The sequence below is a fragment of the Pigmentiphaga sp. GD03639 genome, from assembly GCF_029845405.1.
Lineage (GTDB): Bacteria > Pseudomonadota > Gammaproteobacteria > Burkholderiales > Burkholderiaceae_B > Pigmentiphaga > Pigmentiphaga daeguensis.
In genome coordinates, this window is record NZ_JAOCLR010000009.1 from 149,498 (window position 1) to 169,870 (window position 20,373).

19 protein-coding genes are annotated in these 20,373 nt (G+C 68.5%); 8 read left to right on the forward strand and 11 right to left on the reverse strand.

The genetic code is table 11. The features are described 5' to 3' along the window. The first annotated feature begins 217 nt into the window (after positions 1–217). Entirely contained in the window at positions 218–922 is a 705-nt protein-coding gene (locus N5K27_RS12470) for an FCD domain-containing protein (protein ID WP_165963050.1), read from the forward strand. A 162-nt stretch (positions 923–1,084) separates the two neighbouring features. Beyond that, the gene (locus N5K27_RS12475) at positions 1,085–2,008 is read left to right on the forward strand and encodes a dihydrodipicolinate synthase family protein (protein WP_087837049.1); all 924 of its coding nucleotides are present in this window, start codon (positions 1,085–1,087) and stop codon (positions 2,006–2,008) included. A gap of 18 nt (positions 2,009–2,026) precedes the next feature. On the opposite strand, the gene mnmA is transcribed toward N5K27_RS12475, so the two are convergent. Genes mnmA through N5K27_RS12490 form a run of 3 tightly spaced genes read right to left on the reverse strand, consistent with a single transcriptional unit; the run spans position 2,027 to position 4,412 of the window. Next, on the reverse strand, positions 2,027–3,163 hold the full coding sequence (gene mnmA / locus N5K27_RS12480) for a tRNA 2-thiouridine(34) synthase MnmA (protein ID WP_087837048.1): 1,137 nt from the start codon (positions 3,161–3,163) through the stop codon (positions 2,027–2,029). Next, positions 3,150–3,644 carry an NUDIX hydrolase gene (locus N5K27_RS12485; protein ID WP_087837047.1) on the reverse strand — a complete coding sequence of 165 codons (495 nt, stop codon included), beginning with the start codon at positions 3,642–3,644 and terminating at the stop codon, positions 3,150–3,152. The genes mnmA and N5K27_RS12485 overlap by 14 nt, the downstream gene beginning before the upstream one ends. Positions 3,645–3,704: 60 nt before the next feature. Continuing rightward, a complete protein-coding gene (locus N5K27_RS12490; RefSeq protein ID WP_243724406.1) occupies positions 3,705–4,412 on the reverse strand; it encodes an FCD domain-containing protein in 708 nt (235 codons plus the stop codon). A 224-nt stretch (positions 4,413–4,636) separates the two neighbouring features. Between N5K27_RS12490 and N5K27_RS12495 the strand changes: the two genes are divergently transcribed. Beyond that, positions 4,637–5,497 carry a fumarylacetoacetate hydrolase family protein gene (locus tag N5K27_RS12495; protein ID WP_087837046.1) on the forward strand — a complete coding sequence of 287 codons (861 nt, stop codon included), beginning with the start codon at positions 4,637–4,639 and terminating at the stop codon, positions 5,495–5,497. Positions 5,498–5,624: 127 nt separating this feature from the next. On the opposite strand, the gene N5K27_RS12500 is transcribed toward N5K27_RS12495, so the two are convergent. Together N5K27_RS12500 and N5K27_RS12505 are read right to left on the reverse strand one after the other, a co-directional pair. Then, positions 5,625–7,250 (reverse strand): FMN-binding glutamate synthase family protein, encoded by a 1,626-nt coding sequence (locus N5K27_RS12500; RefSeq protein ID WP_279816789.1) that lies wholly within the window; start codon positions 7,248–7,250, stop codon positions 5,625–5,627. Between the two features lie 61 nt (positions 7,251–7,311). Beyond that, positions 7,312–7,926: a glutathione S-transferase C-terminal domain-containing protein gene (locus N5K27_RS12505; RefSeq protein WP_087837044.1), complete on the reverse strand. Its 615-nt coding sequence runs from the start codon at positions 7,924–7,926 to the stop codon at positions 7,312–7,314. A gap of 128 nt (positions 7,927–8,054) precedes the next feature. On the opposite strand from N5K27_RS12505, the gene purB reads away from it, so the two are divergent. From purB to N5K27_RS12520, 3 genes are all read left to right on the forward strand, one after another. Next, complete coding sequence (purB, locus tag N5K27_RS12510; RefSeq protein WP_279816791.1) at positions 8,055–9,434, forward strand: adenylosuccinate lyase; 1,380 nt, start codon at positions 8,055–8,057, stop codon at positions 9,432–9,434. 137 nt (positions 9,435–9,571) lie between these two features. Next, positions 9,572–10,030, forward strand: a complete 459-nt coding sequence (locus N5K27_RS12515) for a cytochrome c (protein ID WP_087837042.1) — start codon at positions 9,572–9,574, stop codon at positions 10,028–10,030. Between the two features lie 124 nt (positions 10,031–10,154). Beyond that, a complete protein-coding gene (locus N5K27_RS12520; RefSeq protein ID WP_279816794.1) occupies positions 10,155–11,675 on the forward strand; it encodes a DUF3300 domain-containing protein in 1,521 nt (506 codons plus the stop codon). A gap of 20 nt (positions 11,676–11,695) precedes the next feature. Here the strand turns inward: N5K27_RS12520 and N5K27_RS12525 are convergent, their stop codons facing one another. Both N5K27_RS12525 and N5K27_RS12530 read right to left on the reverse strand, forming a co-directional pair. After that, positions 11,696–12,379: a cytochrome b/b6 domain-containing protein gene (locus tag N5K27_RS12525; protein WP_087837041.1), complete on the reverse strand. Its 684-nt coding sequence runs from the start codon at positions 12,377–12,379 to the stop codon at positions 11,696–11,698. Between the two features lie 30 nt (positions 12,380–12,409). After that, complete coding sequence (locus N5K27_RS12530; RefSeq protein WP_279816798.1) at positions 12,410–13,735, reverse strand: amidase; 1,326 nt, start codon at positions 13,733–13,735, stop codon at positions 12,410–12,412. Positions 13,736–13,859: 124 nt separating this feature from the next. On the opposite strand from N5K27_RS12530, the gene N5K27_RS12535 reads away from it, so the two are divergent. Next, on the forward strand, positions 13,860–14,990 hold the full coding sequence (locus N5K27_RS12535; RefSeq protein ID WP_279816801.1) for a 4-oxalomesaconate tautomerase: 1,131 nt from the start codon (positions 13,860–13,862) through the stop codon (positions 14,988–14,990). Then, a complete protein-coding gene (locus tag N5K27_RS12540; RefSeq protein WP_279816803.1) occupies positions 14,987–15,958 on the forward strand; it encodes a tripartite tricarboxylate transporter substrate binding protein in 972 nt (323 codons plus the stop codon). The genes N5K27_RS12535 and N5K27_RS12540 overlap by 4 nt, the downstream gene beginning before the upstream one ends. Here N5K27_RS12540 and N5K27_RS12545 read toward each other — a convergent pair. The 4 genes from N5K27_RS12545 to yajC all read right to left on the reverse strand — a co-directional run bounded on the left by N5K27_RS12545 (position 15,955) and on the right by yajC (position 20,244). Beyond that, positions 15,955–16,848, reverse strand: coding sequence for a LysR family transcriptional regulator (locus tag N5K27_RS12545; RefSeq protein ID WP_279816805.1), 894 nt, complete (start codon positions 16,846–16,848; stop codon positions 15,955–15,957). The two genes, N5K27_RS12540 and N5K27_RS12545, sit on opposite strands and share 4 nt — an antisense overlap. A gap of 92 nt (positions 16,849–16,940) precedes the next feature. Further along, positions 16,941–17,873, reverse strand: a complete 933-nt coding sequence (secF, locus tag N5K27_RS12550) for a protein translocase subunit SecF (RefSeq protein ID WP_087837036.1) — start codon at positions 17,871–17,873, stop codon at positions 16,941–16,943. A 5-nt stretch (positions 17,874–17,878) separates the two neighbouring features. Next, positions 17,879–19,750, reverse strand: coding sequence for a protein translocase subunit SecD (secD, locus tag N5K27_RS12555; protein ID WP_087837035.1), 1,872 nt, complete (start codon positions 19,748–19,750; stop codon positions 17,879–17,881). Between the two features lie 146 nt (positions 19,751–19,896). Beyond that, entirely contained in the window at positions 19,897–20,244 is a 348-nt protein-coding gene (gene yajC, locus N5K27_RS12560) for a preprotein translocase subunit YajC (protein WP_087837034.1), read from the reverse strand. Positions 20,245–20,373 lie beyond the last annotated feature (129 nt).

Here is a 20,373-nt window from a genome sequence, read left to right on the forward strand (position 1 = left end):
CCTCGTTGCGTTGTGGCGGTCGAACGCAAGGGCGTTGCCGTCTTGCGCGGCCTGTGGCGATTCCCCTCGCGTCGCCCGGAGCATCCTAGCATGCCCGGTCAAATCGGCCGCGCCGGGCAGGGCCGGCAGCACCGGCCGGCGGCCGTCCCCAGGTTGACGGGTTGTATGATAACCGGGCAATATGTGTGCTTTGAACCTTCCCCGGTCACGCCTTCGCATGTCATCGACTCCCTTGCGCAGCAGCAACCTGGCCGAGCAGCTCAGCGAAGTGCTCGCCACGCAGATCGTGTCGGGCGAGCGCGAGGCCGGCAGCCGCCTGCCCACCGAAGAACGCCTGGCCGCCGATTTCGGCGTCAGCCGCACCGTGGTGCGCGAGGCCATCGCGCGCCTGAAGTCCGATGGCCTGGTCACGACGCGCCAGGGGCTGGGGGCCTTCGTCGCGGCCACACCAGCGGGCCGGCCGTTCCGCATCGGCGGCGAGCGGCAAGAGGCGAACGCCGTCGTGCAGCAGGTGTTCGAGCTGCGGATAGGCGTGGAGACCGAGGCCGCCGCCCTGGCAGCCGCCCGCGCGACCCCGGCGCAGGTCAAGGAGATCCGCCAGGCGTTGAAAGTCCTGAACCAGGCCAGCCTGCGCGGCGGCGACGGGGTCGAGGAAGACATCCTGTTCCACCGGGCCATCGCGCGCGCCGCCAACAACCCGGTCTACGACGATTTCTTCGAGTTCCTGGAACGCCATACCCGCAACCAGCTTTCCATCAGCCGCCGCAATTGCGAGCTGGCCGGCTGGCTGACCGACATCACGATGGAACACGAAGCCATCTACGAGGCCATCGCCGCGCACGACCCCGCAGCCGCCCGGCAGGCCGCCCATGCCCACATGAGCAACGCGATGGCCCGCCTGCAACGCATCCAAGCCCACTGAGGATGGAGCCCACCCCTACGCGCTTGCGCGCGCCCCTCGAGGGGCGGCACTGGCGGCCCGGCGGAGCCGGATCCGCTGTGCCCTGGAGGGGTTGCCGTTTCATCGACCAACGTGGCGCCCAGCCCCATGAATGATCAACCCCCCGTAAGAAGGAAGAGAGACATGTCCGCACCTCCCCGCCTGCAAGGCCTGCTTGCCCCGGTCGTCACGCCGTTCCAGCCCGACATGCTGCCCGATGCCGACCGCTTCGCCCGCCATTGCCAGTGGCTGCTCGACAGCGGCTGCGCCGGCCTGGCCATCTTCGGCACCAACAGCGAGGCCAACTCGCTGTCGGCCACCGAGAAGATCGAATTGATGGGCAGGCTCGTCGCCGACGGCATCCCCGGCGCCAAGCTGATGCCGGGCACCGGCGCCTGCTCGGTGCCCGAGGCCTCGCAACTGACCGCCGCCGCCGTCAAGCACGGCGCGGCCGGCGTGTTGATGCTGCCGCCGTTCTTCTACAAGAGCGTGCCCGACGAGGGCCTGTTCCGCTACTACAGCCAGGTCATCGAGAACGTCGGCGACTCGGCGCTGCGCGTCTACCTGTATCACATCCCGCCCGTGTCGCAGGTGCCGATCTCGCTGCCGCTGATCGAGCGCCTGATCAAGGCCTATCCCGACACCGTCGTGGGCCTGAAGGACTCGTCCGGCGACTGGAACTACTCCAAGTCCGTCATCGACGCCTTCGCCTCGACCGGCTTCGACGTCTTCCCCGCCAGCGAAACGCTGCTGCTGCGCGGCCTGCGCGCGGGCGGCAAGGGCTGCATCACGGCCACCGGCAACATCAACCCGGGTCCCATCAGCCAGCTCTACGCCAACTGGCAGGGTCCCGACGCCGAAGCGCTGCAGCAGAAGGTCACCCAGACTCGCGAACTGGTGCAGAAGTATTCGATGATCCCGGCGCTGAAGGCGATCATCTCTTATTTCGCGCAAGACCAGGCCTGGCGCGCCGTGCGGCCGCCGTTGACCGAGCTGCCGGGGGAGCAAGAGGCGGAGCTGATCGGCAAGCTGGAGGAACTGGGCTTCGACATGCCGGGGTTGAGGTAGCCCCTTGCGCCGCCCCCTTCAGCGGGCGCCCGAAGGGCAAGAGGGGAGGGCAATGATTCCGCCGCCCAGGCAGACTTCGCCATCGTAGAGGACGGCGGACTGGCCCGGGGTGACGGCCCACTGCGCTTCGGGGAAGCCCAGCTCGAAGGCTTCGCCCTGGGCGTGCTGCAGCGTGCAGGCGGCGTCGGGTTGGCGGTAACGGGTCTTGGCGCCGTAGGTGCCGGGGGCGGGGGGCTCGCCGGCGATCCAGGAGGCTTGCTGGGCTTGCAAGGCGTGGCTCAGCAGCCAGGGATGGTCGTGGCCCTGCACCACGTATAGCGTGTTGGACGCCAGGTCCTTCTTCGCCACGTACCAGGCGTCCGCGGTGCCGTCCTCCTGCTGGCGGCCCTTCACGCCGCCTATGCCCAGGCCCTTGCGCTGGCCCAGCGTGTAGAACGACAGCCCGACGTGCCGGCCCACGCGCTGGCCTTCGGACGTCAGGATGGGGCCGGGCTGGGTGGGCAGGTAGCGGTTCAGGAACTCGCGGAACGGGCGTTCGCCAATGAAGCAGATGCCGGTGGAGTCCTTCTTGGCGGCATTGGACAGGCCAAGCTCATGAGCGATGCGCCGCACCTCGGTCTTGCGGATCTCGCCCAGCGGGAACACCGTGCGCGACAGTTGTTCCTGGTTCAGCCGGTGCAGGAAATAGCTCTGGTCCTTGGTGCCGTCCAGGGCCTTGAGCAATTGATGGCGGCCCGCCTGCGGTCCCGACTCGACGCGGCGCACGCGCGCGTAGTGGCCGGTGGCGATGTGTTCGGCGCCCATGCGCATGGCATGGTCCAGGAAGGCCTTGAACTTGATCTCGGCGTTGCACAGCACGTCGGGGTTGGGCGTGCGGCCGGCCGAATATTCGCGCAGGAATTCCGCGAACACGCGGTCCTTGTATTCGGCGGCGAAGTTCACCGCCTCGATGTCGATGCCGATCACGTCGGCCACGCTGGCGGCGTCCAGCCAGTCCTGGCGGGTCGAGCAGTACTCGGAATCGTCGTCGTCCTCCCAGTTCTTCATGAAGAGGCCGACCACCTCGTAGCCCTGCTGTTTCAGCAGCCAGGCGCTGACCGACGAATCCACGCCGCCGGACATGCCCACTACGATGCGTCCCTTACTGCTTGCCATGATGCGTATCCACGATTGCCGTATGTGTGTAGAGCGCGTCCAGCGCCAGCCACGGCCGGCCCGACGCCCGCGCGCGCAGATAGTCGTCCACGCAGCGCATGACCAGCGGACTGCGGTGCTCGGCCTGCCGGGCGCGCAGTTCGTCGGCGGAGATCCAGAACGCGCGGCGTATGCCTTCGTCCAGGGCGCGGCCGGGAATCGGCTGGCCTGCCTCGCCCACGAAAGCGAAGCGCAGGAAAGTCGGCGCATCGGCGGCTTCGGGGCGCCACAGGTACGTGCCCAACCATCCCGACGGTACGAAGGGATGCGCGGTCTCTTCCAGGGTTTCGCGCCTGACGGCGCACTCGAGCGACTCGCCGGCTTCGAGGTGGCCGGCCGGCTGGTTCAGCCTGACGCCGTCGCCGGTGTCTTCCTCGATGACCAGAAACTTGCCGTCGCGCTCGATCACGGCGGCGACGGTGACTCGGGGCGTCCAGACCATGGAGGGTACTCGTTCGGATCCATGGGGGATTTTATCAAAGGGGGGCGCCGGCGCGGCCGGCTATCCCTCGAAGGCCTCGGGGTCATCCAGCACGATCCGCGCGGTCTTCTGGTAGTGCTCGGTCAGCAGTTCGACGGCCCGATCGGCGTCGCCCGCCGTGATGGCTTCCATCAAGGCCTCGTGTTCGGCCTGGATCGGACGGTCCGGGAAGATCTTCTGCACCGACAACTGGCGATAGCGGTACAACTGGTCCGCCAGCTGTTCGCAGAAGCCGATCAGCCAGCGCGACCCGCACCCGCCTATCAGCGCCCGGTGGAAGGCCCGGTGGCGCTGTTCCCATTCCGGGTTGGCCTCGAAGCGGTCGTCCCGCAGCGAGCGTGGCGTCTTGGACAGGCGATGGAAGGCCAGGACCAGGTCCTCTTCCCATTGCGCGGAGCCCGACGCCATGGACTTGCGCAGGGCGATCTCTTCCAGCCAGCAGCGGGTATTGGTGATCTCCACCAGGTCGGCGGGGCTGACCGCCGCCACGGCGAAGCCGCGCTGGTCGCGCTGCTCCACCAGGCCGTCGGCGGTCAGCCGGTTCAGCGCCTCGCGCACGGGGGTCTGGCCGGCGCCGTAGTGATGGCTCAGGAATTCGATCTGCAGCTTGCGCCCGGGCGGCAGCAACCGGCCCGCCAGCAGATCGGCGCGCATGCGGTCGTACAGCGAGGTGGCCAGGGTGGCGGCGGGGGCGCCGGGATCGGCCGGTGGGGCGGGGGTCTTAGCCACGAGAACTCCATGAAGCCCGTTGCGGGGCGGCCGTGCGTGGGTGCCGGCCGGTGGATTTTATATGAAAGTGTATAAAACACCGTCTTGGAATAAAATATGTATAAAAAATTGCGTTCCGAGAAAATGTATATAAAATGGCGAAGCCGAAGGAATGACCGCCCCGCGGGGCAGGCGTCTTTGCGCGTGCAGGCACGCGCGTTTTCACCCCACTATCGGAGTTAGAGATGAAATTCGTGAGTTTCCGCAAAGATGGCGCCGTGCGCCTGGGCGTCCTGGCCGATGACGGCATCATCGACCTGAACCAGGCCCAGCCGCAGGTCCCGGCGGACCTGGGTGCCGCGCTGCAGGCCGGCGTCGACCTCCAGGCCGCTGCCAAGGCCGCCATCGCGTCGTCGGCTCCGCGCCTGCCGGCCGACTCGATCGCCTACGCGCCCGTGGTGCCCCGCCCCGGCAAGATCATCTGCCTGGGCCTGAACTACTTCGACCACGCCAAGGAAGGCGGCCGCGACAAGCCCGAATACCCCTGGTTCTTCTTCCGCGGCGCCACCTCGCTGCTGGCCCATGGCGAACCCACGGTGCGTCCGCGCGTGTCCGACAAGTTCGACTACGAGGCCGAGCTGGCCGTGGTGATCGGCAAGGCCGGCCGCCACGTCAAGCGCGACCAGGCCATGGACCTCGTGTTCGGCTATGCCTGCTTCAACGACATTTCGGTGCGCGACTACCAGAAGCGCACGCCGCAGTGGACCATCGGCAAGAACTTCGACGCCACGGGCGCCTTCGGCCCGCACCTGGTCACCGCCGACGAGCTGCCTGCCGCAGCCAAGGGCTTGTCGATCAAGTGCCGCCTGAACGGCCAGGTCATGCAGGATGCCAACACCAGCGACATGATCTTCGACATCCCCGAGACCATCGAGCTGCTGACCGAAGTGCTGACTCTGGAGCCGGGCGACGTGATCGTCATGGGCACGCCCGCCGGCGTGGGCCAGGCACGCAATCCGCAGGTCTGGATGAAGCCGGGCGACGTGGTGGAGATCGAGATCGAGAAGGTCGGCCTGCTGCGCAACCCGGTCACGGCCGAAGCCTGATATCCGTAGCTGCGACGCCATGAAAAAAGCCACCGTTCATTCAGGTGGCTTTTTTCATTCTCATCAGAGACCGTCGCTGCCTTCCTGCCGGGCGGCCGGAAGGGGAGCGAGGGGTAGGCGGCCGCGGTCAGGAAGCGGCCTGGGTCTGGGGCAGCATGGCCTCGAAGGACTCGGCCTGGGCCATGGGCCAGTATTTCCGGTAGACCTCGTAGGGCGGCGTGCCGGCCAGCAGCTCGCCGCGCTTCAGGAAGGGAAAGAGGCTGGCCAGCAGCTTGACTTCGTTGCCCGATATCCGGCGCACGATGTGCTCGGCGCTCAGCTTGGATGGATGGTCCAGGCCCGCGGCCGACACCAGTTCGCTCAGGGCGCGCAGGGTGTTGCGGTGGAAGTTGTAGACCCGCTCGGCCTTGTCCGGCACCACCAGCGCCTGTTGTCGCAGCCGATCCTGCGTGGTGACGCCCGTGGGGCACCGGTCGGTATGGCAGGCCTGGGCCTGGATGCAACCCAGCGAGAACATGAAGCCCCGCGCGCTGTTGCACCAGTCGGCGCCCAGCGCCAGCGTGCGAGCGATGTCGAAGGCGGTGATGATCTTGCCCGAGGCGCCTATGCGTATCCGGTCGCGCAGGTTCACGCCGACCAGGGTGTTGTGGACCAGCAGGAGGCCGTCCTGCAGCGGCACGCCGACGTGGTCGGTGAATTCCACGGGCGCCGCGCCGGTTCCGCCTTCGGCGCCGTCCACCACGATGAAGTCGGGCGTGATGCCGGTTTGCAGCATGGCCTTGACGATGGCGAACCATTCCCAGGGATGGCCCACGCACAGCTTGAAGCCCACGGGCTTGCCGCCCGAGAGCCGGCGCAGGCGCGCCACGAACTGCATCAGGCCGATGGGCGTGGAGAAGGCGCCGTGGCGCGAGGGAGAATTACAGTCCACGCCCACCAGCACGCCCCGCGCCTCGGCGATCTCGGGCGTGACCTTGGCGCCCGGCAGGATGCCGCCATGGCCCGGCTTGGCGCCTTGTGACAGCTTGATTTCTATCATGCGCACCTGCGGCGAGGTGGCGTTGGCCACGAAGGCTTCCTCGCTGAAGCTGCCGTCCGCGTCGCGGCAGCCGAAGTAGCCGGAGCCGATGTTCCAGACCAGGTCGCCGCCCGGCGCGCGGTGGTAGCGGCTGATGCCGCCTTCGCCGGTGTCGTGCGCGAAATTGCCCTTGCGGGCGCCGGTGTTGAGCGCCGTCACCGCGTTGGCGGACAGCGCGCCGAAGCTCATGGCCGAGATGTTGAAGATCGAGGCGCTGTAGGGCTGGGTACAGTCCGGTCCGCCCACCGCCACGCGGAAATCGAAGTTCTCGATGTGCACCGGGGCCATCGAGTGGTTGATCCATTCGTAGCGGCGTTCGTACACGTCTTCCTGGGTGCCGAACGGGCGCTTGTCGATGTCCTGCTTGGCGCGCTGGTAGACGATGGAGCGCTGGTTGCGCGAGAACGGCGCGGCCTTGGTGTCGTCCTCGAAAAAGTACTGGCGCAGTTCGGGACGGATGAATTCGAACAGGAAACGCAGGTTGCCCAGGATGGGATAGTTGCGGCGGACGGCGTGCTTGCGCTGCAGGAGATCGACGATACCCAGCGCCAGCAGCGCCGCGAATATCAGCGCCGGGATGCCCCAGTCCGCGTCGTCCGCGGCCAGCAGGCCGAAGCCCGCGGTGCCCAGGACGGCCAGCCATAACGTGGTGTATCGGGGGGCAAACCAGGACATGCGAGACTCCTTGGGGCTGCAACGGAGTCAAGCATAGCAGCGCGGAGCGGACGGGCCGGGATCAGCCCCGGCGCGGATCGGTGTCGGCGAAGGAAGGGCGCTGCGCCAGTTTTTCGGCCAGGCGGGCCAGGTTCGGATGGCCGTCGCGCCAGTCGCGCTCGGGGTAGCGGAAGTCCAGGTAGCCCAGCGCGCAGCCCACCGCGACGTCGGCCAGCGTGTAGCTGTTGCCGGCACAGAAGGGCTTTTCGCCCAGGCCGGTTTCCATGGCATCCAAGGCGGCGTCGATCTTGCCCTGCTGGCGCGCGATCCAGCTCTCGCTGCGCAGCGCCTCGGGGCGCTGGGTATATTCGGCGCGGATCAGCACGGCGGCGTCCAGCAGGCCGTCGGCCAGGGCTTCCCAGCACTTGACCTCGGAGCGCTCGCGGCCCGAGGGGGGCAGCAGCCGGCAGACGGGCGTGATCGTATCCAGGTACTCGACGATGACGCGGGAATCGAAGACCGCGCCGCCGTCCTCCATGATCAGGCAGGGGACCTTGCCCAGCGGGTTGGAGTCCTGGATGCGGGTGTCCGCCGCCCACACGTTTTCCTGCTCGAACTGGTAGTCGAGTTTCTTGTCTGCCAGGACGATGCGGACTTTGCGGACGAAGGGGCTGGCCAACGAGCCGATAAGTTTCATAGAGCAAGAGCCGGGTGGTCCTAAAATCAGGGCCGGCCGGCGGGCATGGATGGGCCGCGGAGTATACCATCCGGACCCGTCCCCGGATATGCTGCGGTGCTACAATTTCTTTTTACTTTCAAGCGCTTATGAAGACTTCCGACCAGCTGACCCCCCTCAATGCATTGTCGCCGCTGGACGGCCGCTATGCCAGCCGCGGCGCGCTCCTGCGCCCGCTCTTGTCCGAAGCCGGCTTCATGCATCACCGGGTGCAGGTCGAGGTCGCGTGGCTGGTGGCGCTGTCCGACGCGGGACTGCCCGAATTGCAACCCTTCTCCGTTGCTGCGCGCCAGCGGCTGGCGGAACTGGTGGCGGAATTCTCCGAATCCGACGCCGCCCGCATCAAGGACATCGAGCGCACCACCAACCATGACGTGAAGGCGGTGGAGTACTGGCTCAAGGAAAAAGTGGCCGACAACGCCGAGCTGTCCGCCGCGGCCGAGTTCATCCACTTCGCGTGCACGTCGGAAGACATCAACAACACCTCGCACGCGCTGATGCTGCGCGCCGCGCGCGACCAGGCCCTCGTGCCGGCGCTGCGCAAGGCCTACGACAAGCTGGTGGCCCTGGCCGAACAGCATGCCGACCAGCCGCTGCTGTCGCGTACCCACGGCCAGCCCGCCAGTCCCACCACCATGGGCAAGGAATTCGCCAACATGGCGGCGCGCCTGGGCCGGGCCATCGCCGAGATCGAGCGCGTGGAGCCGCTGGCCAAGCTCAACGGCGCCACCGGCAACTTCAACGCCCACCTGTCCGCCTATCCCGAGATCGACTGGGAAGCCTTCAGCGCCAAGGTGCTCCAGGGCCTGGGCCTGACGCAGAACCGCCACACCATCCAGATCGAACCGCACGACTGGATGGCCGCGCTGTTCGACGCCGTGGCGCGGGCCAACGTGATCCTGCTCGACGTGAACCGCGACATCTGGGGCTACATCGCGCTGGGCTATTTCAAGCAGCGCCTGAAGGAAGGCGAGATCGGCTCGTCCACCATGCCGCACAAGGTCAACCCCATCGACTTCGAGAACTCCGAAGGCAACCTGGGGCTCGCCAACGCCACGCTGCGCCACCTGGCCGACAAGCTGCCCGTTTCCCGCTGGCAGCGCGACCTGACCGACTCCACCGTGCTGCGCAACCTGGGCGTGGCCTTCGGCTACTGCCTGGTGGCCTACGACGCCTGCGTGCGCGGGCTCGACAAGCTGGAGATCAACGGCGCGGCCATCGACGCCGACCTGGACGCCTGCTGGGAAGTGCTGGCCGAACCCGTGCAGACCGTCATGCGGCGCTATGGCTTGCCGCAGCCCTACGAGCAATTGAAGGCGCTGACCCGGGGCAAGGGCATCAGCGAAGAGGCGCTGCGCGAATTCATCCTGGGGCTGGACCTGCCCGACGAGCCCAAGGCCCGTTTGCTGGCGATGACCCCGCGCAACTACATCGGCCTGGCGGCCAAGCTCGCCCGCGAGCTGTCGTAGCCCGCCGGGATGTGGGCGCCGGCGCCCACATCCCGGGAACCCTGGCGCGCCGCGCGCATCGAACACGTTGGAATCGTTGTCCGACCGGTCTATCGTCCGGTAGACCCTCCCCCGTCCGTCCTACCCAGGAGCCCCTGATGAAGAGACTTTTGCGCGTACTGTCCGTCGCCTGTATCGCTGCCGCCCCCATGCTGCTGCCCGCCACCGCCGCCGCCCAGTTCGCCAAGCCCGAGGACGCCGTCAAGTATCGCCAGTCGGCGCTTACCGTGATGTCCAACCACTTCGGCCGCATCGCGCCGGTCGTGCGCGGCCAGCAGCCCTACGACCCGGCCCAGGTGAAGGCCGACGTGGCCATCGTGGCCATGATGTCCAAACTGCCGTGGAGCGCATTCGGCCCGGGAACCGAAGGCGGCGGCGCCAAGCCCGCGGTCTGGTCCGACAACGCCAGGTTCAAGCAGGGCCAGGAGCGTCTGCACGGCGATATCGACAAGCTGGTGGCGGCGGCCGACACCGGCGATCTGGCCCAGGTGCGGACCGCGTACGGCGCGGCCGCCGCCAGTTGCAAGGCCTGTCACGACAATTTCCGGAACCGGTAATCGATCGAAATAGGTTTCAGGGCTTGTAAGCCCGTTGTTTCAAAAAAAAGCCAGGTCCACCCTGGCTTTTTTCGTTTTCCGGCGGTCGAATACCTGTGTATTTCCGCCAAATGGGGGGCCCGTCATGGCTTCCGTATCGAAAATCGTCTTGTGCATGGCCGCCGCCTTTTCCACCGTGGCCGGCCTGCCGGTTCCCGTCGCGGCCCAGACCACGGCATCGACCCGCAACGGCGTCGCGCAACCCGCGGAGCTGGAGCAACTGGTCGCGCCCATCGCGCTGTATCCCGACGCGCTGCTGTCGCAGATCCTGATGGCCTCCACCTATCCGCTGGAAGTGGTCGAGGCTGCCCGCTGGCAGAAGGACCATCCCAACGTGACGGGCGCGGACCTGGAAGGTGCGATGCAGAACCAGGACTGGGATCCCAGCGTCAAGTCGCTGGTCGCCTTCCCCAACGTGCTGGACATGATGAACGAACGCCTGAGCTGGACCACGCGCCTGGGCGACGTCTTCCTGTCGCAACAGGATGCGCTGATGGACCAGGTCCAGGTGCTGCGGTCGCGGGCCCAGGCGGCCGGCAACCTGACCTCCGGGCCGGAGCAGACGGTCACCACCGTGCCGTCCTCGGGCGGCACCACGGTCATCCGCATCGAGCCCGCGCGGCCGGACGTGGTGTATGTGCCGGTCTATAACCCCACGGTCGTCTACGGGCCCTGGCTGTATCCGGCCTACACGCCGTTCTACTGGTACCCGCCCGGCTACGTGGCCGCCGGCGTCGTGTTCTCGTTCGGCGTGGGCCTGTTCATCGGGCACGCGCTGTGGGGCGGCTACGACTGGCACTCGCACCGGGTCAACGTCGTCAACATCTACAACTACAACAACTTCAACCGCACACGCTTCAGCCACGTCGACTGGCAGCACGATCCCTACCACCGCCGCAACGTCGGCTACGGTGATCCCGGGCGCGGCCGCCAGTTCTACGGCGGCGATCCGGCCAGACATTTCGCCGCGCGCGAGGCGTACCGCGCACGTGCCGATGCCTGGCGGCGCGACCTGCCCAATATCGACCGCGTGTCGCTGCGCGATCCCGGCAGGGATTTCGGCAGCCGCTTCGACGGAGGCCACGGCAGCCGGTTCGACGGTGGCCACGGTAGCCGTTTCGATGGCGGGCGGCCGGGAGCGGCGGGCGACCGCGGCACGCCCGGCAGCCGTTTCGATGGACAGGGAAGCGGCCCCAGGGCCGATGGCGGCCGCGGCCGCGAGACGGGTAACCCGGGCGCGATGCCGGGCCGCATGCCCGGTGGCGGTGCGGGGATGCCGGGAGCCGAGGGTGGGCGCGGGCAGGGGCCCCAGGCGTCGCGTCCGGGCCAGGACGGCCCGCGCGGCGCCGCGGGCATGCCCTCGCGTCCGTCCGGCGGCCGGGAATGGGCCGGTGGCCGTGGCGAAGGCGGCGGAGTTCAGGCTGGCCCCGGAGCGGGCCGGGGCTGGAGCGGTCCGCAGGGCGGCCGCGAGTTCGGCGGTGGACGCGAGTTCGGCCGCGGGGGCGGCGGCTTCCATGGCGGTGAAGGCCGTGGCGGGGAAGGCCGTGGGGGCGGCAGCGTGGGCATGGCCGGCGGCGGAGGCGGCGGTCATCACGGCGGCCGCTGACCGGCACGGCCCGAGACGGATCAGAACATGGCGGCGGGCCGCAGCGACACGATGCCGTAGACCACCGCGGCGACCACGGCCGCGATGACCAGCGCCAGCAGGCGGGTGCCCGCCGTATCCCGCGCGGAGTCGGCGCCAGCGGTGAATTCCTCGGCCGGAGCATCGCCGGTCACCATGGCGCGGGTCAGCTTCTGCTTCTTCGCGACCCGATACCAGATGATCGCCAGGAGGTGCAGCCCGACCAGGATCAGGATGGGCAGCTCATCGAGCTTGTGCAGCCCGGTCAGCCGGTCCGACCAGTCCTTGCCGACCAGGCCCGCCAGCGGCCCTTCCGTGAAGATGTCGTCGTTGGCGAACAGCCCCGTGACGGCCTGGTAGCCCAGCAGCAGGATCATGGCCACCACCGACAGCGCGCCCAGCGGATTGTGGCCGGGCGTGCGCGGCATGGTGCCCCCCAGGTAGGCGGCGATGGCGCGCGGCCCGCGCACGAAGCGCGCGAAGCGGGCATGGCTGCTGCCCACGAATCCCCAGACGATGCGGAACAGGATCAGCCCCAGCACCGCGTAGCCGAACAGCAGGTGGTATTCCGTCCACAGGCCGCCGGCCTTGATGGTGGCGAAGGCCCCGGCCACACAGATGACGAGCAGCCAGTGGAAGAGGCGGGTGGGAAGGTCCCAGACGCGGATCTTGCTTGGGTTGGGCATGGGGCAGCCACCGAGGAAGCGGGAGAATGGTTATTGTGCCATCGGTGCCTGGCCGCGCGGTACCGGTCCGCGCCGGTCTATCACGGGGTGGATGGCCTCGGCGCGCCGCAGCAGCGCCTCATCTTCCCCGGGGCTGCCCACGAGTTGCACGCCCACCGGCAGGCCGCGCGCGGACCAGGCCGTCGGCAGGTGGATAGCGGGCCAGCCGAGCACCGACCAGATCCGGTTGAAGGTCGATTCGCCGGTATGGTGCAGGCCCGCCGGTGCAGCGCCCGCCGCGCTGGGAGTCAGGATGAGGTCCACGTCCCGCATGTGGGCGGCAAGCGTGGCGCGCGCGTTCCGCACCCGGTCCCGGGCCTCCTGGTAGTGACTGGCCGTGATGGCCTGTCCCGCCTCGATCGCCGCCAGCATGACGGCGCTCAACTCGTGGCGACGCGCGTTGAGGATGGGCAGCAGCGAGCGGGCCAGCTCGTGCAGCATGATGCGGCGGTGGCATTCGGCCAGCGCGGGCAGGAGGCCGGGCAGGGGCGCCTCGACGACGGCGCAGCCCGCCTCGCGCATCGCGGCGGACGCATCGTCCAGCGCCTGCCGCGCTTCAGGAGCCAGCGGCCCCAGTTCCGTGGCGTCCAGCATCCAGATGCGCAGCCGGTGCCCGGGAGCAAGGGGTGCGAGGTCCCGCCAGGGAAGCAGGACGCTCGCGGCCAGGATGGCGTCCGCCACGGAACGTGTGAACCAGCCCAGGCAATCCAGGCTGCCGGCCACCGGAGCGACGCCGGCCGTGGGGACCGCGTTCAGCGAGGTCTTGATGCCAACCACGCCGCAGTAGGCGGCCGGTCGTATGACCGAGCCGCCCGTCTGCGTGCCCAGCGCCAGGGGCACCATGCCAGCGGCGACCGCGGCCGCCGAGCCGCTGGACGACCCGCCGGGCGTGTGGCCGGGCGCATGAGGATTGCGCGTCGGACCCGGATGCGAGAAGGCCAACTCGGCGGTGACGGTCTTGCCGACCGGTACCGCGCCCGCCGCGCGCAGCAGCTCGACGCAGGCCGCATGGCGGGACGCGGGGGCGGCCGCGCCGGGCAGACCGAGCCCGGTCGGCATGCCCGCCACGTCGATGATGTCCTTCACGCCCACGGGGACGCCCAGCAGGCTCGGGCGCGGATCGGTGAACGCCGGGCCGTCGCGGTAGGCGCGCTCGACCTCGCGCGGCTGGAACCAGCTCCAGGCCTCCAGGGCCGGTTCCAGCCGCGCGTGCTGCTCGATCACGCCGCGGGCGACGTCGGCCGGCAGCAGGAGGTTGTCACGCAGGCGGGCGGCGATCTCGCCCGCCGATAGTCGGGAATAGTCCAGGTGTCGCATGGCCGCCAGTATGCGGCGGGACGGTGTCCGCAGAGACCTGAATTTTTTTCGCGCCCCCCGCGCCGATTCGTCGTTTGCCCGCTCGGGCCGGACGGCCCAGACTTGCCCCGCAAGGAGGAAAGCCATGCAGACATTTTCCGATCAACTGGGGCTGCGCTGCGTACTGATGCGCGGCGGTACGTCCAAAGGGCCGTTTTTCCTGGCGGAGGACCTGCCGCCGGCCGGCGCGCGGCGCGACGCCGCGCTGCTCAGGCTGATGGGGGCCCTGGAGCCGAGGCGGATAGACGGCATAGGCGGCATCGATTCGCTTACCAACAAGGTCGCGATCATCTCGCGCAGCGCCCGGCCGGGCGTGGACGTGGACTATCTGTTCGCCCAGATCTGCGTCCACAAGAACACCATCGATTATTCGGTGAACTGCGGCAACATGCTGGCCGCGGTCGGCCCGTTCGCCATCGACGAAGGCCTGGTGAAGGCCGCCGCGGGGGCCTCCACCGACGTGGCCATCTTCAATGTCAACACGGGCAAGCGCATCGTCGCCACCGTGCGAACCCGGGCCGGCCGCGCCGTCTATGCGGGCGAGGCGGCCATCGACGGCGTGGCTGGCACCGCCGCGCCGGTGTGGCTGCGCTTCTGCGACGTGGCCGGCGCCAAGACCGGCAAGCTGCTGCCCACCGGCCAGGCCGTCGAGACCATGGAAGGCGTGCGCGTCAGCTGCGTGGACGCGGCCGTGCCCATGGCCATCGTCGAGGCCGCCGAGCTGGGGATGACGGGCTACGAGACTGCCGACGAGATCAATGCCCGCGACGATCTGCTGGCTCGTGTCGAGCGCGTGCGTTGCGCGGCCGGCCGAGCCATGGGGCTGGGCGACGTGTCGCGGCTGGAGATGCCCAAGCTGGTGACCGTGGCGCGGCCCGTGGGGGGCGGTACGATCAATGCCCGGTACTTCATGCCCTACACCTGCCATACCTCGTTCGCCGTGACCGGCGCGGTGTGCCTGGCGGCGGCCGTGCAGGTGCCGGGGTCCGTCGCCGCGCGGATCGCCGATCGGGCCGAGGCGGGCGAGGTCGCCATCGAGCACCCCGCGGGTACGCTGCGCGTGGGGATCGACGCGAGCCAGGGCGCCGCCGGCATCGAGATCCGATCGGCCAGCCTGCTTCGCACCGCCCGGCGCCTGTACGCCGGCACCGTCTATTTTCCGGAGGCGACGCTGGAAGCGTCCGCCGCCGAGTCTGCAAGGGAAGTGCTCGCATGAAACCGTTCCGTGTTCTCCTGACCGCCTGCCTCGCGTTCGCCGGGCCACACGCCGCGCAGGCGGCCGATGCCTACCCGGCCGGACCCATCCGGCTGGTGGTGCCATTTCCCGCTGGCGGCGGCACCGACATCCTGGCGCGCGAACTCGCGCGCGAGCTGGATCAGCAATGGCACCAGCCGGTCGTCGTCGAGAACCGCCCCGGCGCGGGCGGCGCCATCGGTGCCGCCGCTGTGGCCACGGCCAAGCCCGACGGCTACACCATGCTGATGACGACGGCGGGCGTGTCGGCCATCAACCCCAGCCTGTACAAATCCCTGCCCTACGATCCCGAGAAGCAGTTCACGCCGGTCAGCCGCGTGGCCTCGACCGTGTTCGGCGTGCTGGTGCATCCTTCGCTGGGGGTGAACTCCATCGGCGAGCTGATCGCGCTGGCCAGGAGCAAGCCGGGCATGCTGACCTTCGGGTCGGCGGGCAACGGCGCGGCGGGCCACCTGCCCGGGGAGCTGTTCAAGTCCATGGCAGGGATCGACATCCGCCACGTTCCCTACCGTGGTACCAGCCCGGCGCTGAACGACCTGCTGGGCGGCCAGATCTCCATGATGTTCGCCATCCTGGGGCCGGCCACGCCCTACATCAAGTCGGGCCGGGTCAAGCTGCTGGCGACCACCGGCGCCGCGCGCGCCGCAAGCTTTCCCGATGTTCCCACGGTGACCGAGGCCGGGCTGCCCGGCTACGTGGCCGACGAGTGGTGGGGCGTCGCCGCGCCCCGGGCCACGCCGGCCGACGTGGTGCGCAAGTGGAACGTGGCGATGCGGGCCTACGTGGCCAGGCCGGCCGTGCGGCAGAAGCTGATCGAGAATGGCTACGAGCCCGCGTCCGACACCGTGGAAGCCTTCTCGGCCCTGATCGCCTCTGACAAGGTCAAGTGGGGCAAGGTGGTGCGCGACGCTTCGGTCAGCGTGGACTAGGCGGCCTGCGACAGCAGGGCGCCCAGCAGGCGCGACACGGCGGGCGTGGGGACCACGCCCGGGTCCACCACCAGGCGCAGTTCGAAGCTGGCCCAGTCGTCGGCCAGCGGCACCTGCCGGATCTTGGCCGGCACGTGCCAGTCGGCGGGCGCGGCGGGCACCACGGCCACGCCCAGGCCCGCGCTGACCAGCGAGAACACCGCGGGGAAGCTGGTCACCTGGGTGGAGACGGCGGGCGGGTACCGCGTGCCCTGGCCGTCCTGGCCCGAGAACTGCGCCAGCGCGCTGTCAGCCGCCCGCGCGATGTGCGGGAACCGCAGCGTTTCCTCGTAGAAGACGGCGTCTCGTGCGGCCAGTTCATGGCCGGCGGGTACCGCCAGGACCAGCGGCGTGCGCGTATACGGCAGACTTTGCAGGTGGCCCGCCTGGGCGCCGGCATGGGCGATGCCCAGGTCCACCGACCCGTTGGCCACCGCCTCCAGCACCGCCGCGCTCGTGGCTTCCCGCACCGAGATGCGTATGCCGGGATATTCCACCGCGAAACGGGCCATCAGGTCCGCCAGCCCCGCGCACATGCCCGAGGTGTTGGAGGCGATCCTGACCGTGCCCGAGGTGCCGTCGGTGAACCCCGCCAGGTCCTGCTGCAACCCCTGCAATTCCTCCAGCACCCGTTCGGTACGCCGCGCCACCGCCTGGCCGGCGGCGGTCAGGCGCGCGCCTTCCGGCCGCCGGGTCAGGAGGGCGATGCCCAACTGGGATTCCAGTTCCAGGATGCGCTTGCTGGCGGCCGATGCCGTCAGGTGGATGGTCTCGGCCGCGCGCGCCACGCTGCCGGTTTCGTCGACCTTGCGCAGCAGCTGCAGGGTCAGGAGATCGAATCGCGGATTCATGGAAGTGCTCCGTCGGGTCGAATGGCCTGATGAAAACAAAAACGCCCGGCGGAGCCGGGCGCTTCGGGACGTCGTCCGGAACGATGCGGGCGTCAGCCCACGACTTCGCCGGTGTCCTTCTTGGCCGGCTTGACCAGGTCCTCGCGCTTGACGCCCAGCCACATGGCGATGGCCGCCGCCACGAACACGGACGAGTAGATGCCGAACCAGATGCCGATGGTCAGTGCCAGCGCGAAATAGTGCAGCGACGGACCGCCGAAGATCAGCATCGCGATCACCATCATTTGCGTCGAGCCGTGGGTAATGATCGTGCGCGAGATGGTGGCCGTGATGGCGCTGTCGATCACGTCCCGCACCGAGGCCTTGCGCTGCTTGCGGAAGTTCTCCCGGATCCGGTCCATGATGACCACGGACTCGTTCACCGAGTAGCCCAGCACCGCCAGCACCGCCGCCAGCACCGGCAGCGAGAACTCCCACTGGAAGAAGGCGAAGAAGCCCAGGATGATGACCACGTCGTGCAGGTTGGCCACCACGCCCGCCACGGCGAATTTCCACTCGAAGCGGAACGCCAGGTAGATCATGATGCCGACCACCACGAACAGCAGCGCCAGCAGGCCGTCGTGGGCCAGTTCCTTGCCGATCTGCGGGCCCACGTATTCCACGCGGCGCAGCTCGACGCCGGGGTCGGTGGCCTTCAGGGCCTCGATGACCTCGTTGCTCTGCTGGGTCGAGGTCTTGCCCTCGATGTTGGGCAGCCGGATCATCACGTCGCGCGAGGTGCCGAAGTTCTGCACCTGGAAGTCGTTGTAGCCCTTCTGCGAGATGGTGCCGCGTACCTTGTCCAGTTCCACCGCCTGCGGGTAGGCCACTTCCATGACCGTGCCGCCGGTGAACTCGATGGACAGGTGGAAGCCCTTGGTGGCGATGAAGAACACCGCCGCCAGGAACGTGACCAGACTGATGAGGTTCAGCACCAGCGCATGGCGCATGAACGGGATGGTCTTGTGGATGCGGAAGAATTCCATGTTGCTCAGACCTCTTTGGGTTTCCAGACCTGGCCAATCGACAGCTTGGCGAGTTTCTTGCGGCGGCCGTACCAGAGGTTGGCGAGCGCGCGGGCGCCGACCACGGCGGAGAACATCGAGGTCAGGATCCCGATGGTATGGACGATGGCGAAGCCCCGTACCGGGCCCGAACCGAAGGCCAGCAGCGCCACCGCCGCGATCAGCGTGGTGACGTTGGAGTCCAGGATGGTGCCCCAGGCCCGCTCGAAGCCGAGGTGGATGGCCTGCTGCGGCGCGGCGCCGTTACGCAGTTCCTCGCGTATCCGTTCGTTGATGAGCACGTTGGCGTCGATCGCCATGCCCAGCGTGAGCGCGATGGCCGCGATGCCCGGCAGGGTCAGCGTGGCCTGCAGCATGGACAGCAGCGCGATCAGCAGCAGCAGGTTGACCGCCAGCGCGATCACCGAGAACACGCCGAAGAGCCCGTAGTACAGGATGATGAAGATGGCGATCGCGGCGAAGCCGTAGACCACCGAGTGGAAGCCCTTCTGGATGTTGTCGGCGCCCAGGCTGGGGCCGATGGTGCGTTCCTCGATGATGTCCATGGGCGCGGCCAGCGAGCCGGCGCGCAGCAGCAGGGCCGTGTCGTTGGCCTCGACCGTGGTCATGCTGCCGGAGATCTGCACGCGGCCGCCGCTGATCTCGGTGCGGATCACGGGCGCGGTCACGACCTCGCCCTTGCCCTTCTCGAACAGCAAGATGGCCATGCGCTTGCCCACGTTGTCGCGGGTCACGTCGCGGAAGATGCGGGCGCCCTTGGCGTCCAGCGTCAGGTGCACGGCGGGCTGCTGGGTCTGGCCGTCGAAGCCGGCCTGGGCATCCTGCAGGTTCTCGCCGGTCAGCACGACCTGGCGGCGCACCAGCACCGGCCGGCCGTCGCGGTCGGTGTAGCGTTCCAGCCCGAAGGGCACGGTGCCGCTGGCCAGCGCGCTGGTGGCTTCCGGCGAGTCGTCCACCATGCGCACTTCCAGCGTGGCGGTGCGGCCCAGGATGTCCTTGGCCTTGGCCACGTCCTGCACGCCCGGCAACTGGACCACGATGCGGTCGGCGCCTTGCTGCTGGATGACCGGCTCGGCCACGCCCAGTTCGTTGATACGGTTGTGCAGCGTCGTGATGTTCTGGCGCAGCGCGTTGTCCTGCGCGGTCTTGATGGCCTGCGGCGTCAGGGCGCCGATCAGCTTGAAGTCGCCGCCGGCGTCCTGGTCGGTCAGCTGCAGGTCGGGCAGGCCGTTGCGCAGCACGTCGCGCGCGGCGTCGCGGGTGGCGGCGTCGCGGAACTTGATTTCGATGCTCTGGCCGACGCGGTCGATGCCGTTGTGGCGGATGTTCTTGTCACGCAGCAGCGAGCGCACGTCGCCGGTCATGGCGTCGTAGCGCTTGGTCAGCGCGCCCTTCATGTCCACCTGCAGCAGGAAGTGCACGCCGCCGCGCAGGTCCAGGCCCAGGTACATGGGCAGCGCGTGCAGTGCGCGCAGCCAGGCGGGCGAGGCCGACAGCAGGTTCAGCGCGACCACGTAGCTGGGGTCGGACGAATCGGGATTCAGCGACTTCTCGAGCAGGTCGCGCGCGCGCAGCTGCTGGTCCGGCGTGTTCAGGCGCACCCGCACCGTGCCCACGGGGCCGTTCTGCTCGAAGTACAGGCCGGTGTTGGAGATGCCCGCGGCCTGCAGGGTCTGGTCCACGCGCTCCATCATGGAGTTGTCGACCTTGACGGTCGCCTTGGCGCTGGAGACCTGGACGGCGGGGGACTCGCCGAAGAAGTTCGGCAGGGTGTAGATGAAGCCGATCACGACCACCACGGCGATCATGATGTACTTCCAGAGAGGATAGCGATTCATCGGTAATCAAACCTCGGAAGGCTGGCGCATCGGCGCCGGTGCCCGCAGCGGGCCAGGCCGCAGAACGCGAAAAAGGGGCGGCGCCCGGCGCCAGCCCCCGGCAGTGCATCGATGCCGCGCGAGCGGCATGGACGCGAGCGCCCGGCTTACAGAGCCTTGATGGTGCCCTTGGGCAGGACGGTCTGGACCGCGGTCTTCTGGACCAGGACTTCCACCGCCTTGTCGCCTTCGCGCGAGACTTCCAGCGAGACGTAGGTGTCGTTGACCTGGACGACCTTGCCCAGGATGCCGCCGGCGGTGACGACTTCGTCGCCCTTGGCCAGGGCGGCAACCATGTTCTTGTGCTCCTTCTGGCGCTTCATCTGAGGCCGGATCATCAGGAAATAGAGGATCACGAACATCAGGACGATGGGCAGCATCCCCATCAGGGCGCCTTCGCCTCCGGCCGCAGGAGCTTGCGCCAGGACATTGGCGAGCGCGTTGGATGTCAGCATTTCTTCTCCAGAATCAATGACTTGCGTCGAAAATAACTCAAAATTGTAGCCCAGCCCGCCCAGGGCGGAACCCGGCCTCTTCTAGGGATAACCCCGGCCGGATCCGCCGTGCTGACCAGTGGCCGCGAG